Annotated in this window: 13 protein-coding genes; 1 reads left to right on the plus strand and 12 read right to left on the minus strand. The window is 70.3% G+C overall.

Going from position 1 to position 16351, the window contains the following annotated elements; genetic code table 11:
* Positions 1-134: 134 nt before the first annotated feature.
* The 11 genes from ACFVRO_RS16115 to ACFVRO_RS16165 form a co-directional block, all read right to left on the minus strand.
* Positions 135-1034, minus strand: a complete 900-nt coding sequence (locus ACFVRO_RS16115) for an ABC transporter permease (RefSeq protein WP_341939976.1) — start codon at positions 1032-1034, stop codon at positions 135-137.
* Positions 1031-1981, minus strand: a complete 951-nt coding sequence (locus ACFVRO_RS16120) for an ABC transporter permease (protein WP_344011887.1) — start codon at positions 1979-1981, stop codon at positions 1031-1033. Before ACFVRO_RS16120 ends, ACFVRO_RS16115 begins: the two co-directional genes overlap by 4 nt.
* Complete coding sequence (locus ACFVRO_RS16125; RefSeq protein WP_386954108.1) at positions 1978-4014, minus strand: dipeptide ABC transporter ATP-binding protein; 2037 nt, start codon at positions 4012-4014, stop codon at positions 1978-1980. The genes ACFVRO_RS16120 and ACFVRO_RS16125 overlap by 4 nt, the downstream gene beginning before the upstream one ends.
* 143 nt (positions 4015-4157) lie before the next feature.
* Entirely contained in the window at positions 4158-5198 is a 1041-nt protein-coding gene (locus ACFVRO_RS16130; protein WP_386954110.1) for a dipeptidase, read from the minus strand.
* A complete protein-coding gene (locus ACFVRO_RS16135; protein ID WP_386954113.1) occupies positions 5195-6574 on the minus strand; it encodes a serine hydrolase domain-containing protein in 1380 nt (459 codons plus the stop codon). The genes ACFVRO_RS16130 and ACFVRO_RS16135 overlap by 4 nt, the downstream gene beginning before the upstream one ends.
* Positions 6575-6677: 103 nt before the next feature.
* Positions 6678-7175 carry a methylated-DNA--[protein]-cysteine S-methyltransferase gene (locus ACFVRO_RS16140; RefSeq protein WP_386954116.1) on the minus strand — a complete coding sequence of 166 codons (498 nt, stop codon included), beginning with the start codon at positions 7173-7175 and terminating at the stop codon, positions 6678-6680.
* Entirely contained in the window at positions 7172-8686 is a 1515-nt protein-coding gene (locus tag ACFVRO_RS16145; protein ID WP_386954118.1) for a DNA-3-methyladenine glycosylase 2 family protein, read from the minus strand. Before ACFVRO_RS16145 ends, ACFVRO_RS16140 begins: the two co-directional genes overlap by 4 nt.
* 79 nt (positions 8687-8765) lie before the next feature.
* A complete protein-coding gene (locus ACFVRO_RS16150) occupies positions 8766-9689 on the minus strand; it encodes a class I SAM-dependent methyltransferase (protein WP_386954121.1) in 924 nt (307 codons plus the stop codon).
* A 74-nt stretch (positions 9690-9763) separates the two neighbouring features.
* A complete protein-coding gene (gene purH / locus ACFVRO_RS16155) occupies positions 9764-11371 on the minus strand; it encodes a bifunctional phosphoribosylaminoimidazolecarboxamide formyltransferase/IMP cyclohydrolase (protein ID WP_386954124.1) in 1608 nt (535 codons plus the stop codon).
* Positions 11372-11400: 29 nt separating this feature from the next.
* A complete protein-coding gene (gene purN / locus ACFVRO_RS16160; protein ID WP_386954126.1) occupies positions 11401-11988 on the minus strand; it encodes a phosphoribosylglycinamide formyltransferase in 588 nt (195 codons plus the stop codon).
* A 43-nt stretch (positions 11989-12031) separates the two neighbouring features.
* Positions 12032-13372, minus strand: coding sequence for a DUF6350 family protein (locus ACFVRO_RS16165; RefSeq protein WP_386954129.1), 1341 nt, complete (start codon positions 13370-13372; stop codon positions 12032-12034).
* Between the two features lie 91 nt (positions 13373-13463).
* On the opposite strand from ACFVRO_RS16165, the gene ACFVRO_RS16170 reads away from it, so the two are divergent.
* Entirely contained in the window at positions 13464-14879 is a 1416-nt protein-coding gene (locus tag ACFVRO_RS16170) for an NCS2 family permease (protein WP_223586922.1), read from the plus strand.
* A gap of 545 nt (positions 14880-15424) precedes the next feature.
* Here the strand turns inward: ACFVRO_RS16170 and sucD are convergent.
* Entirely contained in the window at positions 15425-16327 is a 903-nt protein-coding gene (gene sucD, locus ACFVRO_RS16175) for a succinate--CoA ligase subunit alpha (protein ID WP_386954132.1), read from the minus strand.
* Positions 16328-16351: the final 24 nt, after the last annotated feature.

A 16351-nucleotide genomic window follows, 5' to 3' on the forward strand; every position in this document is an offset into this window, starting at 1 on the left:
ATGGTGGTCGGACCGATCGGGTGGTGCAGAGGTCCGATGCTCCGAGAGTGCAGCATCCCCGATGTCAGGCGTTCAGGGATCCCGACAGAATCGCGGGGCGTGATCCGTCGAGGCCTACACAGCCCCGCCGGGGTTCACAGGGAACGGTGCTCGATCGCGTCGCGGAGCGCGTCGCCGAGCAGGTTCAGCGCCAGCACGGTGAGCACGATGCACGCGCCGACCGGGTAGATCAGCCACCAGTAGTCCGCCGCGAGGAACGTCACCCCGCTGGAGAGCTGACTGCCCCAGTCTGTCACCGGATAGCTCAGGCCGAAGCCGAGATAGCCGAGAGCGGCGAGCACGATGATCGAGTCGGCGACCTGGAACGTCAGGTTCACGATGATCACCCCGAAGGTGTTCGGGATGAGGTGGCTGAAGATCAGGCGCCGGTTGCTCGCCCCCATGAGGCGCGCGGCCGACACGAACTCCCTGACGCGGAGCGACAGCACCTCGCCGCGGATCAGCCGCGCCGCGACGAGCCAGGAGAAGCCGCCGATCACGAGGCTGAGGGTGAGCGGCGTGGCCGTGAACCGCGCAGCGATGATGAGCACGAAGAACAGGAACGGGATCGACAGCAGCACGTCGACGACGCGCATCATGATGCCGTCGACGACACCGCCGACGAGGCCAGCGACCGCTCCGTAGATCGTGCCGAGCGTGGTGGCGAACAGCGCGGCGAGCAGTCCGATCTGGAGCGACACCTGGCCGCCCTGCATGAGCCGGCCGAGCACGTCGAAGCCGTTGCTGTCCGTGCCGAGCGGGAAGCCCTCCCCCGGGGCGAGCGCGGCGTTGAGGAGGTCGACGTCGGTCTGGTTCGTGGGGTACACGAGCGGTCCGAGGTAACAGAACAGCACCAGGCCGACGAGGATGAACACCCCCGCCATGCCCGGCTTGTTGCGCCACAGCGCCTTCAGCACCGCGGAGCGCGAGAGGGGGTTGCGCGTGGCGAGGACGGGGAGCTCCTCGGCGGCGATCTCCGCGCGTGCCGTGCTCATGCTCCCAGCTCGATCCGGCGGTCGGCGCGGGCGACGACGAGGTCGGCCACGAAGTTCCCTGCGACGGTGAGCGCACCGCCGATGAGCGTGTATGCCAGCAGCACCGGATAGTCCTCTCGGTGGAGGCTGTTCAGGAAGAGCAGCCCGAGTCCCGGGTAGTTGAAGACCGCCTCGACGATGAGATTGCCCGCGAGGAGGGTGGGGATCAGCACGCCGACGAGCGTGATGATCGGGGTGATCGCGTTGCGCAGCAGGTGCCGGGTGAGCACGATGCGCTCGGAGGCGCCCTTCGCCCGCGCGACCTTGATGTAGTCCATGCCGAGCTGCTCGAGGGCAGAGGAGCGCTGGTACTGCGCGAACACCACGATGTTCGTGATCGCGAGGGTGATCAGCGGCAGCGCCATCGCCCTCGTGTCGGTGAACACGACCCACGGCGAGGTCGACTGCGACGCCTCGGCGGGGAACAGCGGGACGGTCTGGCTGAAGACGCCGATGAGCACCAGGGCGATGAGGAACGACGGCGTCGCGTACAGCAGGTACGACACCGACGTCGCGGCCCTGTCGACGAAGCGCCCACGTCGGACGGCCTGCAGGATGCCGAGCGGGATCGCGATCACGAGGGCCAGCACCAGTCCGCACAGCGAGAGCATCGCGCTGCGCGGCGCGTTCTGGAGCAGGAGGGTGCCGACCTCCTCGTTGAGCTTGTACGAGCGTCCGAGGTCGCCCTGCAGCAGCTGCAGCAGGTAGTCCACGTACTGGATGAGCACGGGGCGGTCGTAGCCGTTCTCGCGGTTGAACGCGTCGACGGCCGCCTGCGTGGCCTGCTGACCGAGGACCGCGCGTCCGGGGCTGTCGGAGATCAGATGCAGCATGAGGAACACGACGAGCGAGATGCCCAGCAGCACCGCGAGGGACACCAGCACCCGGCGGGCGACGAACCAGATCATGCGTGCGCCTCCTCAGCGGGCGAACCGGTCTTCCGGAGCTTCGGCTGCAGGGGGAAGTGGCACGCGACCCCGTGGTCGGCTCCGACGGCCTCGAGCGTCGGCTCCACGCTCGCGCACAGTTCCGTCGCCAGGGGGCAGCGGGTGCGGAAACGGCATCCGCTGGGCGGATCGAGCGGACTGGGCAGCTCGCCCCGCACCCGCTCGACCGGCGTCTCCACGAGGTCGGGGTCGGCCACGGGGACCGCGGCGAGGAGACCGGCCGTATAGGGGTGAGCGGGGCGGGCGTAGACCTCCTCGGTCTCGCCCACCTCGACCAGGGCGCCGAGGTACATCACGCCCACCCTGTCGACGAGGTAGCGCACGACGGCGAGGTCGTGCGAGATCACGACGCTGGAGAGGCCGCGCTCCCGCTGGATCGTGCGCATGAGGTTCAGCACCTGCGAGCGGATCGACACGTCGAGGGCGCTCACCGGCTCATCGGCGACGAGCACATCGGGGTCGAGCGCGAGGGCGCGGGCGAGGCCGATGCGCTGCCGCTGCCCTCCGGAGAGCTCATGAGGGTAGCGCTCCATGATCGAGGCGCCGAGGCCCACGCTCGCGAGCGACGCCAGCGCCTTCTCCGTGCGCTCGGACGGAGTGCCGACGCCCTGGATGACCAGCGGCTCCCGCAGGATGTCGTCGATGCGCATCTTCGGGTCGAGGGACGCGTGCGAATCCTGGAACATCATCTGCAGCTTCGCGCGACGCGGTCCCAGCTGCCTCGACCCGAGACCCGAGACTCGGGCGCCGTCGAGCAGCACCTCTCCCGAGGTCGGGCGATCGAGAGCCACGAGCATCCGCCCGAGGGACGACTTGCCGCAGCCGGACTCGCCGACCAGGCCGAACGCCTCCCCCGCTCTCACCTCGAAGCTCACGCCGGCGACGGCCTTGACGGAGCGCTTGCGCCCGAACAGTCCCTGGGCCGACACCGGATGCTCCTTGCGGAGGTCGACGACGCGGAGGCGCGGCACCGCGGTCTCCTTCCGCGGCTCCTGCGCGGCGAATCGACGCTGCACGGCCGTCTCCGACACGGTCGTCACCGGGTTCCAGCAGGAGAACACGTGCCCCTCCCCCGGGCCCGCGACGGAGACAGGCGTGTCCGTGCGGCACTGGTCGGTCGCCGCGGCGCAGCGGGCGGCGAAGCGGCATCCGACCTGCGGTTCCGCCGGGTCCGGAGGCGAGCCGGGGATGCTGAACAGCTCCACGTCCTTGTCCTGCGCCAGCGAGGGGATCGACGACAGCAGCGCGTGCGTGTACCGGTGACGGGTGTGGCGGAAGAGATCGGGGGTGGCTCCGGTCTCCACCAGGCGCCCTCCGTACATCACGCCGACGCGATCGGCGTGCCGCGCGACGACGCCCATGTCGTGCGTCACGAGGATCATGGCCATGCCGAGCTGCTGCTTGAGCCCGCTCAGCAGCTCGAGGATCTCCGCCTGGATCGTGACGTCGAGGGCCGTGGTCGGCTCATCCGCGATGAGCACGCGTGGTTCGCAGATCAGCGCCATCGCGATCATCACGCGCTGACGCATGCCGCCGGACAGCTGATGAGGGAAGTCGCCCATGCGCTCGGACGGACGGGGGATGCCGACGAGTGCGAGCATCTCCTCCGCCCTCTTCCGCGCCGCCCTCTTCGAGAGCCCGCGGTGCAGCAGCAGGGGTTCGGCGACCTGGTCTCCGATGTTGCGCGTGGGGTTGAGCGAGGTCATCGAGTCCTGGAAGACCATCGAGATGTCGTTGCCGCGGATCGCCCGGTACTCGGCGGCGCCGAGACCGACCAGCTCGGTGCCGTCGAAGTCGATCGAGCCGCTCGTGATGCGCCCGCCGCCGGGCAGCATGCCCATCACGGCGAGACCCGTCATCGACTTGCCCGAGCCTGTCTCGCCGACGATGCCGAGGGTCTCCCCGCGGCTCAGCACGAGGTCGACGCCCGTCACGGGGCGCACGGTGCGACCCGACCGGTGGATCTCCACCGAAAGGTCTCGAATCGTCAGCATGCCGCGCTCCCTTGCGAACTACAGTGGCCTGCCCGCGGGGTCCAGGGCGGCCCTGCGTCATCCTCGATACTGCGGCAGAAGCCGCGCATGCCGTTCGTCGGAGCTGTCGAACGGAACCGGCCCCGTTCGTCGGGGCCGACGAATCAGGCGGGGCGTCCGGCGACGCCGAGCTCGGCGCGGAGCAGCCGCTGCACGTTCCCGCCGAGCACGGCGAGGATATCAGCCTCTCCCCACCCTCTGCCCAGCAGAGCCTCGGTCACCAGCGGCAGCCCTGCCGGGCCGTCGAGCCCCGGTAGGTACACGTCGGCAGGGACGCCCTCCACCGTGTCCTGCACGCAGCAGGGCGCCGTGGTGTCGGCCAGCACCTCGCGCACGAAATCCGGTCCCATGCCCACGTGTTCGACGCCTGCGACGCCGACCAGGTGCTCGAAGTGATCGAGCAGCGTGTCGATCGTGTACGCGCTCTCGTGCAGGTAGGCGGCGAAGAAGTTCACGCACACGACGCCGCCCGTGGCCGCGATCCCCCGCGCCTGCTCGTCGGTGAGGTTGCGGTGGTGATCGAACAGCGCCCGCGCCGAGGAGTGCGTGGCCATGACCGGTCGCGTCGCGAGCTCGAGCACGTGGTCGACGCCGCCGGAGCCGAGGTGGCTCACGTCGAACAGCATCCCGATGCGCTCCATCTCGGCGACCGCCCTGACGCCGGTCCTGGTGAGGCGGCTGCCCGCGGCGTCCTCGCCGCTGCCGTCGCCGAACGCGCTCCGGCCGAAGTGCGCGATGGACCCGACGCGCACGCCGAGACGGTGCACGGTCTCCAGCAGCTCGACGTCGTCGCCGATCCCCGGCATGCCCTCGAGGGCCAGCACCAGGGCGATGCGCCCCTCCTCGATCGCGCTGTCGACCTCCGTGCCGGTGAGACAGAGGGAGACGGCATCCGCGTTGTCCTCCGCGATCCGGTGTGCGGCCTCGATCATGCGGAGCGTGCGGCGCAGCGCCCCCTCCGGACGGTACTGGTCGTCGATGAACACGGGGAGGATCTGCAGGTCGACGCCGCCGGTGTGCAGCTGAGGCAGCCACTGCGCACGGAAGTACTCCGACCACTCATCGGGTTCGCGGCTCGCGACGGAGCACAGCAGGTCATTGTGCGCGTCCGCGACGACTGCGCGGCGGTGAAGGTCCAAGCTCATGAGTCCATCCTCCTGTCTGCGCGTCCGGTATGCAGGTGCGCCGCGCGCCCCGTGCCGTCGTCGCCCAGGAAGGCGATCGGCTGGCGCACGCCGCCCTCCGGGTCGACGGGCAGCAGCACGTCGACCCGCCAGGAGACGAGCTCGGTGCGGTAGGGCAGATCGCCGAGGTCGGCGACGACGCCCCGGGGCGTGCGGTCGAGCCAGAGCCGCCCGTCGTCGGTGCGGCTGATCGTCGTGATCGCCGTGCTGGACTCGTAGCGGCCCACGAAGCGCCTGGCGTCGTGCGGAGCGGGTCCGGATGCGGCGGGCGTCTCCTTCTGGCCGATGCCCGCGACCTCCCGCAGCACCTCATCGACCAGCTCGGCGAACACCGGATGGGGGTCCCCTCCGTTCGCGAGCACGGCCACCGCCACCCCCTCCTCCGGGAGCAGACGGAGGCAGGCCGACTGACCGATGGTGTTGCCGTCATGACCGGGGAGCACGCGGCCGTCGCGTGCGAAGAGCTCCCAGCCGAGACCCCAGGCGACGCCCTGGTCGATGTCCGGCAGCCGCACCTGGGGACGGCGCATGTCCTCGACGGATGCCGTGGACAGCATCCGGGATCCGTCCGCCGCGACGCCTCCGGCGAGATGGAGGCGTCCGAAGCCCAGCAGATCGCGCGCGCTCATCGCGAGTCGGGACCCCGCCGGACTCCCCGAGCGCTCCATCGACCACACGGTCGTCGGAGCGATGTCTCCCGCCGCGGTGCGCAGATGTCCGACCGCCGTGCGGTGGAGGATCGCCTCCTCCGCATCGACGGCGGCGTGCCGGAGTCCGAGCGGATCGAGCAGGCGCTCGCGGAGCACGCGGTCGTACGGCGCTCCCCGCAGCACCTCGACGAGGCGGCCGAGGGTCGAGAACCCCGCGTTGTTGTACGAGAACATCTCTCCGGGGGCGAAGAGCTGCGGAGTCTCGGCGAGGATGTCGACGTAGCGCTCCAGGTTGTCGTCGCCCGCCCCCGTGTCGACGAACACATCGCCCTCGAAGCCCGAGGAGTGGCTGAGCAGCTGGCGCACGGTGATCCGCGCCGATGCGTCGGCGTCGGCCACCCGGAATCCGGGCAGGATGTCGCGCACCGCCTGATCCAGCCCGAGCAGCCCCTCGTCGACGAGCTGCATCACGAGCGTCGCCGTGAACACCTTGGTGACGGAGCCGATCTGGAAGACCGCATCCGTCGTCGCCTCCACGCCGGTGGCGCGGTTCAGGATGCCGGTCGCGAACTCGATCGTCTCGTCGCCGAGGCCGATCGCGAGCGACAGCGCGGGGACCCGGTGCGCGGCGACGAGCTCCGGCATCCGCCGCTCGACCCAGGTTCTGATCGTCTCGACCTGCGCCATCGGCCCTCCTCGACCTCGTTTCTCGCGTCGAGCATACGAGCGGGGATACCGTGCCGGTTCGTCGCCGCGCACCACTCGCACGCCGCGGAGTCGTCGGATCGGCTCAACGAGCGGCGGCCTCCCGCGCCAGGAGACTCTCCTTGACGTGCACTCCCCACGCGAAGCCGCCGAACGTGCCGTCTGTACGGAGCACCCGATGACAGGGCACGAACAGCGCGGGGGCGTTGCGCGCGCAGATGGACGCGGCCGCCCGTACAGCACGAGGGTTGTCGAGACGCGCCGCGAAGGTCGTGTAGGTCAGCGGCGCACCGGGGTCGATGCGGCGCAGGAGCTCCCATCCTGCGAGCTGCAGGGAGGTGCCGGTCTGCATCACGGCGACCGTGTCGATCGCCGCGAGGTCGCCCCCGTAGTAGGCGACAACGGCGGAGGCGGCATCCGTCTCCCCCTCGACGACCGACTCCGGCCGACGGGCGACGGCGAGCCGGTCGAGGATCGCCTCCTGATCGGCGGTCCACCCCGAGGACAGCACGCGCTGCCGGTCGTCGGCGAGGATCGTGAAGGGGCCGTCCGCGGTGTCGATGGTCTGGATGAGGGCGTTCATGGGGTCTCCTTCTTCGTCGTCTTCGTGCGCGTCGGCCTGACCGGCGCCGCGCGCCACAGGTGCGCGCTGAGGTAGCTGCGCCAGGGCGCGACGCGCTCGGCCCAGTCCGTGAGGGGGCCGGGGTCTCCCGGCAGGCCGGAGGCCGCGGCGCCTGCGCGCAGGGCCACATCTCCGGGGAGCAGGATGTCGGGGTCGCCGAGCACGCGCATGCGCACGTAGTCGGCGGTCCACGGGCCGATGCCGGGCATCGCGAGCAGTGCGGAGCGCTGCTGCACGCCGTCGTCGCCGACGGTGAGGGTGAGGGTGCCGTCGGCGAGCGCGGCGGCTGCTCCCACGATCGCCCTGATGCGCGCGGCGGGCCCGCGGAGCACCTCTGCCCCGTGCGCGGCGATCTCCGACATCGTCGGGAACAGCAGCCCCGGCTCACCCGTTCCGTCGGGAACGGGGTGCGGCGTGCGCTCGCCGAGCGCGTCGGCCAGGGCCGTCAGCGCCGCGCGGGCCGCGACCACGGTGATCTGCTGCCCGATCATCGCGCGGATGAGCATCTCGTGCGGATCGGCTGAGCCGGGGACGCGGATGCCGGGGGTGCGGGCGACCAGCGGCGCGAGCTCAGGATGCGAGCTCAACGCGTCGTCGACGGCCAGCGGGTCGGCGTCGAGATCGAAGATGCGGCGGACGGTCGCCACGAGCGGGGCGAGGTCGCCGAGCTGGGTGACGCTCGCGCGCAGACGGAGCCGCGAGGAGGCGTCCTGCCGCACCTCGAACCACGCAGGACCTCCTGCCAAGCGCAGATGCCGAGCGAACGAGCTCGGCGTGACCGTCTCGATGTCAGGTACAGCCCGCGCAGCCATCCACGCGAACACACCGGCCGCGTCGAACGGACCGCGATACGGAAGCACGAGGTCGATCGCACCAGGGGTGGGCTCCGCCGCCGCGTCCCTGCGTCGGCGCGCGCGCAGCTCCCCCGGGGTGAGTCCGAACACCTCGCGGATCGTCTCGTTGCCCTGGCGGATGCTGGCGAACCCGGCCGAGAACGCGACGTCTGACACGGGCATGTCGGTGCCGACGAGGAGCATGCGAGCCGTGTGGGCGCGATGGGCCCTGGCCAGTGCGAGCGGCCCGGCACCGAGCTCGGCGGCGAGGAGGCGGGTCAGATGACGGCTGGAGTACCCGAGACGCGAGGCGAGCCCCGGCACGCCCTCGCGCTCCACGACACCGTCGGCGATCAGCCGCATCGCCCGCGCGGCGGTGTCTCCCCGGATGTCCCATGCCGGTGAGCCGGGCGCGGCCTCCGGCAGGCAGCGCTTGCACGCACGGTAGCCGGCCTCGTGCGCCGCGGCGCTGGTCGGGTAGAACGTGACGTTCTCGGGCTTCGGGGTGCGGGCAGGGCAGCTCGGTCGGCAGTAGATCCCGGTCGATCGCACGGCGGTGACGAACTGCCCGTCGAAGCGGGTGTCGCGGGCGCTGATGGCGCGGTACCGCTCGTCGAAGTCGATCACGGGGAGGCTCATGGATCCATGCTGTCACGCCCCGCCGACACGCACTGGCGGAAATCGGACATCGCTGTGGTCCCGCCTCACCGCACCGGAGTCAGCGGTCTCGTCTGATCATCCGGCTCGCCGCGCGCAGCGGCGCAGTGACCGCCCAACTCGTGCTGCCATGCAACGAGGCGATCGAGCGATCCTGGGCGGCGATCACCTCGGTGAGGCGCAGACGCTCGGTCTGCAACATGTCCACGACATCGTGCAACGAGGCGACCTCGGCCTCGAAATGCGGGATGCGCGCCATCTCGGCGATGACCGCCCCGAGTCGTTCGAAGTCGGTCCTGATGCGGTCGGCGACGCCGGCATCAGCGTCGAAGAGCACGCGAAGCGGCTCCTGCGCGATGTCGCCGACGGCGAGCACGCCGAGCCCGTGGCCGTGCTCGAACGTGAAGGAGCGGCCGGGCTCGGCGATCTCCTCCCAGAGCCTCCAGACGCCGAAGCCCTCGCGCCGCTCGGCGATGTCGTGGAAGAGGATCACCCCGCCGTCGCGGACAGTGTCACGCCACTGCTCGTAGTCCTCCCTGGCATCCTCATAGCCGTGGCGCCCATCGATGTGGAGGAGGTCCGCGGAGGCTGCGGCGAACTCCGGACGCGTCTCGGAGAAGTAGCCGCGGTGCAGCACGACCGAACCGGCGTAGTCGCGCTCGGCGGTCGCGCGCACCGAGAGGTAGACGGAGTCGTCGTAGAAGCCCGCCTGATCGTCGCCTTCCCAGCTGTCCAGCGCATGGATCGTGATCGAGTGACCCATCCGCTTCGCCGCCTCCGCGAACGCGAAACACGAGAAGCCGTTGTGGGTGCCGAGCTCGATGACATCCCGCGGTCGCAGCACGTCGACGATCCAGGCGGCGAACGACCCGTGAGTGGACCAGGCGGAGTCCACGAAGTGGGCCGGCAGCCAATAGGACGCGGGAGTCAGCCACGACGGCATCGACGTGCCGTCACCCGAAGTCGCACTCGTCTGTGCTGTCATACTGTCGCCCCGTCGCCCCAGTGTCCGTCCAGTATAGATTCCGCGGACGTGACCTGGAGCGACGGGGCCGGAGATCAGTGGAAGAAGTGGCGCTCCCCGGTGAAGAACATGGTGACGCCGGCCTTGCGGGCCGCATCCACCACCTCTTCGTCGCGCACCGAGCCGCCGGGCTGGACGATCGCCTTGATGCCCGCATCGATGAGCACCTGCGCGCCGTCGGCGAACGGGAAGAACGCGTCGGATGCCGCGACCGATCCGGTCGCGCGGTCGCCCGCCCGCTCGACGGCGAGACGGCAGGAGTCCACGCGGTTGACCTGGCCCATGCCGACGCCGACGGTGGCGTTGTCCTTCGCGAGCACGATCGCGTTCGACTTCACGGCGCGGCACGCCTTCCACGCGAAGATGAGGTTCTCCATCTCCGCGTCGCTCGGGCGCTCGCCCGAGACGAGCTCCCAGTTCTTCGCGACCGACCAGATGTCGTCGGGGAACCGGTCGGCGTCCTGCAGCAGCAGGCCGCCGGACACCAGGCGGACATCCATGCGCTCCTGCTGCCAGTCCTCCGGGAGCTGCAGCAGACGCAGGTTCTTCTTGGCTTTGAAGACCTCGAGCGCGGCGGGCTCGAACGAGGGAGCGACGATGACCTCGGTGAAGATGTCCTTGAGGTTCTCGGCCATCTTGAGGGTGACCGTGCCGTTCGCGGCGATGACTCCGCCGTACGCCGACACCGGGTCGCACTCGTGGGCCCGCAGGTGCGCGCTGGCGATCGGGTCGAGGGCGTTCGGCGCGGTGGTGGCGATGCCGCACGGGTTCGCGTGCTTGATGATCGCGACGGCGGGCAGCACCATGTCGTAGGCGGCGCGCAGGGCGGCATCCGCATCGACGTAGTTGTTGTACGACATCTCCTTGCCCTGCAGCTGCGTCGCCTGGGCGATGCCGTGGCCGCCGGCGCGCGTGTAGATCGCGCCGCGCTGGTGGGAGTTCTCGCCGTAGCGGAGGGTCGCGAGACGCTCGGCCTGGATCGTGAGGTGGGCCGGCAGGTCGCCCTGGTCGATCAGGGTCCCCTCGGCGAACCACGAGGCGACCGCCGCGTCGTAGGCAGCCGTGTGGGCGAAGGCGCGCGCCGCGAGCTCGCGGCGCTGCGAGAGGGACGTGCCGCCCTCCTTGATCGCGCCCACGATCGCCGGATACGACTCCGGCGAGACGACGATGGCGACGTTGGCGTGGTTCTTCGCGGCGGCGCGCACCATGGCAGGGCCGCCGATGTCGATCTGCTCGACGACGTCATCGCCCTGAGCGCCAGAGGCCACGGTCTCGACGAACGGGTACAGGTTCACCACCACGAGCTCGAACGGTGCGATGCCGAGGTGCTCGAGCTGTCCTTCGTGATCTTCCAGCCGCAGGTCGGCGAGGAGGCCGCCGTGGATCTTCGGGTGCAGCGTCTTGACGCGGCCGTCGAGCATCTCGTCGACGCCGGTGACGGCGGCGACGTCGGTGACCTCGAAGCCCGCCTCTCGGATCGTCGTGGCGGTGGAGCCCGTCGACACGATCTCGGCGCCGGATTCGGCGAGCGCCGCGGCGAGGGCCAGCAGCCCGGTCTTGTCGCTCACCGAGACGAGCGCGCGGCGGATCGGGACCGCATCGCGATCGCGGTACAGCGAGGGGTCGTGGCGGGGGCCGGCCATGGAGGGCTCCTTCGTGCGAGGGTGAGGGGTCAGGAAGCGGAGGACAGCGCGAGCTCGCCGGTCGCGATGCGTCGCACCACGTCGATGAGGAGTCGGCGCTCGACGGGCTTGATGCGCTCGTGCAGCGTGTGCTCGGTGTCGCCCTCGACGATCGGCACGCGCTCCTGCGCGAGGATGGGGCCGGTGTCGACGCCGTCGTCGACGACGATCACGCTGGCCCCGGTCTCGGCGGCTCCGGCGGCGAGCGCATCGCGGACGCCGTGCGCTCCGGGGAACTCCGGCAGGTAGGCCGGGTGGGTGTTGATCAGACGCGGCGAGTACGCGGCGACGAGAGACGGCGGCAGCAGGCGCATGAGTCCGCTGAGCACGACGAGGTCCGGCTTCCAGACGTCGAGCTGACGGCCGACCTCCTCGCCCCAGTGCTCGCGGCTCTCGTGCAGGTGCCACGGCACCGTGAAGCTCTGGATGCCGAACTCCTCGGCGTGCGCGAGCCCTTCGGCTTCGCGGTCGGCTCCGACCACGACGACCCGCGCGGGGAAGTCGGGGTGACGAGCAGCCTCGAGGAGGGCACGAAGATTCGAGCCTGTGCCCGAGATGAGAACGGCGACCGTGAGCACGCGCCCAGTCTACCGGGGCGCCGCAACGCGCCCGACCCGCATGTCAGCCCCCGGAGCCGCGCGGGGGGAGATCGTCCAGCGGCGTCGTGTCGAAGGAGGAACCGGCATCCGGCGCATCGTTCAGCGGCAGGTCGGATGCCGCCATCTCGGCGATCCACCGATCGGTGCGCTCCTCCGCGAGCTCGTCGCGGTGACGGGGCGCGAGCAGCAGGATCGCGGCGCCGATCAGCACCTCGCCGCCGAGCGCCAGCGCGAAGGGCAGCGCCGCGGGTCCGACCACTCCGAGCCGCCCCGGACCGATCGATCCGTTCGCGACGACAGCGGCCGTCGCGGCCACGCCGGCAGTGAGCACGGCGATCCCCAGCGCGATCGCCCCGCGCTGGGCCAGACCGAGCGGCGTGCCCTCCCAGACGAGACGGGAGCGCACCGCCCAGCCGGCGAAGGCGCCGGCCGCGATGGGGACGAGCACCACCACCAGCATCCACATCGAGCCGTTCTCGGGCAGCAGGCCCAGCACCGGGATGCCGGGCACCACGCCGAGCTGCGTGCCCGCCGGCGACACCGCGGTGCCGGCGCCGACGGCGAAGCCGGGACCTGCGAGCCAGGAGGCCGCCCAGACGATCAGCGTGGGCAGGTAGGCGAGGTGTCCGAGGGTGAGCACGGTGGCGCCGAGCACGTCGACCCTGGCGGCTTCGAAGAGCGCCACGACCTGCCCTCCGCGCAGCATCGTCATCACCGCGACGGCGAGCGCGGATGCCGCGACCACGCCGACGACCGCGAAGGCCGCTCCCCGCACCGCTGCGGCGGGCACCGGTCCCCACTCACCCCAGGAGTCGACGGCGTCGTGAACACGGTCGAGGATCCCGCCATCGCCGTCCTCCCACGCGATGCGCACCGCTCCGCACACGGCGCCGACGAGGTAGACGGCCGACGGCAGCAGGATCGCGAGAGCGAGAGGCGTGCGGGCGACGCCGAGGCTCGAGGTCAGCGCGACGCCGACGGCGATCAGCGCGAACGCGGCGGATCCCGAGAGCGCGCCGAGCAGCCAGGTGCCCGCGCGAGCCGCCCGCGCACCGGATCGCGCGGCGAAGAGCAGCGTGAAGACGAGGAAGGCCAGGGGCGTCACCGACAGCGTGAACGACGCCGCCTCCGGGGCGATCCCGGCGGCGGTCAGCACCTCGGCGGGGATCGTCAGATCCAACGGCACTCCGTGCCCGAACTGCCACAGGGTTCCCGTGAGAGGCCACAGGGCGCCCCAGTCGGCGCCGACGCCGAACGCGAGCGTCCAGAGCAGGGTGAGGGGCGCCAGCAGCACGGCGAGACCGATCGCGGCCGCGATGGCTGCGTCGACGGCCGCGAGGAGCGCGACGAGGAGGCGTTGCATATCCCTTCGAGACTACGACGAGAACCTGCGGCTCCCCTCGGGGCGCGCGCGACTCGGGCGACACGATATCGTCTCCACGGAGGTTCCCCCGATGACAACTGCCCCGTCCCCTGTCCGCGCGAGCGCAGAGCCCACGAACGCTCTCGACCGCTTCTTCGAGATCAGCAAGCGCGGATCCACGATCGGCACCGAGGTGCGCGGAGGCCTGGTGACCTTCGTCACCATGGCCTACATCGTGATCCTCAACCCGATCATCCTCGCCACCCCCGACGTCGACGGCCACGTGCTGTCCGGCCCCGCGGTCGCCGCAGCCACCGCACTGACCGCCGGGATCATGACGATCCTCTTCGGGCTCGTCACCCGACTGCCGTTCGCCTTCGCCGCCGGCCTCGGCATCAACGCGTTCCTCGCCTTCACGGTCGTCGGCACCGTGACCTGGCCGGAGGCCATGGCGCTGGTCATGATCAACGGCGTGATCATCGTGCTGCTCGCGGCGACCGGTCTGCGCAAGCTGATCTTCGATGCCGTCCCCGTGCAGCTCAAGCTCGCGATCACGGTCGGCATCGGCCTCTTCATCGCTTTCATCGGCTTCGTGAACGCCGGGTTCGTCACCTCGACCAAGAACGCCTCTCCCCCGGTCGATCTCGGCATCGGCGGCTCCGTGGCATCCATCCCCACCCTGCTGTTCGTCATCACGCTGCTGATCGGCGGTGTGCTCATCGCCCTGCGCATCAAGGGCGCCATCCTCATCGCCCTGGTCGGCGGCTCCGTGCTCGCAGCGCTGGTCAACCTCATCTGGCCCTTCGGCCAGGACTTCGGATTCAACGGCAGCATCGTGGGGCTCCCCGACCTGAGCCTGATCGGCCAGGTCGACTTCGGCTTCGACTTCGCGAAGGTCGGCGGCGTCACCCTGGTGATGTTCGTCTTCACGCTGCTGTTCTCGAACTTCTTCGACGCCATGGGCACCATGACCGGTCTCGCCAAGGAAGCCGACCTCGCCGACGAGAAGGGCGACTTCCCCCGGATCAAGTCGGCCCTCGTGGTCGAGGGCGTCGGCGCGATCGTCGGAGGCGGCACCTCGTCGTCGTCGGCCACGGTGTTCGTGGAGTCGGGCGCCGGCATCGGCGAGGGCGCCCGCACGGGCTTCGCGACAGTCATCACCGGCGCGATGTTCCTGCTCGCGATGTTCTTCACGCCGCTCACGTCCCTGGTGCCCAGCGCCGTCGCCGCGGCGGCCCTCGTGCTCGTCGGCGCCATGATGCTCTCGCAGATCAAGAACATCGACCTGAGCGACTTCCGCGTGCTGCTGCCGGTGTTCCTCACCGCCACGGTGATGCCGATGACCTACTCGATCGCCAACGGCATCGGAGCGGGCTTCGTCAGCTGGATCGTCGTGAACGCGTTCTCCGGCAAGGCCAAGACGATCCACCCGCTGCTGTGGGCGGTCGGCGTCGGCTTCGTGCTGTTCTTCGCCCGCGGCCCGATCGAGGCGCTGCTCGGCGCCTGACACCCGCACGACAGAGGGGCGGATGCTGCGGCATCCGCCCCTCTGTCGTCTCTGCCGCCCCCTCTGCCGTCTCTGCCGCCCCTCTGTCATCTCTGCCGCCGCTCTGTCATCTCTGCCGCCCCTCTGTCGTCTCACCGCCCCTCGGACCGTCGCACGTTCATCGGACGATCGCACGTTCCTCGGACGATCCGCCGCCGATCATCCGAAAAAGCGACAACCCTCCGAAAAACACAAGGCGAGCATCTGCCCGAGTGCACGAACGGGCGAGCGGATGCCCGTGCGGATGCCGCAGCCGGATGCCACGAGCGAGTACGCAGCATCCCCACCGACCCTCGGACCGTCGCACATTCATCGGACCGTCGCACGTTCATCGGACGATCCGCCGCCGATCATCCGAAAAAGCGACAACTCTCCGAAAAACACGAGGGCGAGCATCCGCCCGAGTGCACGAACGGGCGAGCGGGATGCCCGAGCGGATGCGCAGCCGGACATGCATGAAGGCCCCGGGGTGGAGCCCGGGGCCTTCATGTCAAGCGTAGCTCAGATCAGAGAGCTTCCACGATCGCGCGCATCAGGTCGGCGGTCTCGGACGGCGTCTTGCCGACCTTGACCCCGGCGGCCTCGAGGGCCTCCTTCTTCGCCTGAGCGGTGCCCGCAGAGCCCGAGACGATGGCGCCGGCGTGGCCCATGGTCTTGCCCTCGGGGGCGGTGAAGCCCGCGACGTAGCCGACGACCGGCTTCGTGACGTTCGCCTTGATGTAGTCGGCCGCGCGCTCTTCCGCGTCGCCGCCGATCTCGCCGATCATGACGATGGCCTTGGTCTCGGGGTCGGCCTCGAACGCGGCGAGCGCGTCGATGTGCGTGGTGCCGATGACCGGGTCGCCGCCGATGCCGATGGCGGTCGAGAAGCCCAGGTCGCGCAGTTCGAACATCATCTGGTAGGTCAGGGTTCCCGACTTCGACACGAGTCCGATCGGGCCCTTGCCGGTGATGTTCGCCGGGGTGATGCCGACGAGCGCCTCACCGGGGGTGATGATGCCGGGGCAGTTCGGACCGATGATGCGGGTCTTGTTGCCCTTGCTCTGCGCGTAGGCCCAGGCCTCGGCCGAGTCGCCGACGGGGACGCCCTCGGTGATGACGACGAGGAGCGGGATCTCGGCGTCGATGGCCTCGATCATCGCGTCCTTCGTGAAGGCGCCGGGGACGAAGGCGATCGACACGTCGGCGCCGGTCTCCTTCATGGCCTCGGCGACCGAGGCGAAGACGGGGAGCTCGACGGCGTTGCCGTCCTTGTCCGTGTGCGCGACCGTGGTGCCGGCCTTACGGGCGTTGACGCCTCCGACGACCTGGGTGCCGGCCTTCAGCATGAGCGCCGTGTGCTTGGTGCCCTCGCCGCCGGTGATGCCCTGGACGATGACCTTGGAGTTCTTGTTGAGGTAGATCGACATTTCTCTAGTCCTTGTGTCTCTCTG

The organism is Microbacterium sp. NPDC057944 (assembly GCF_042887445.1).
Classification (GTDB): domain Bacteria; phylum Actinomycetota; class Actinomycetes; order Actinomycetales; family Microbacteriaceae; genus Microbacterium; species Microbacterium natoriense.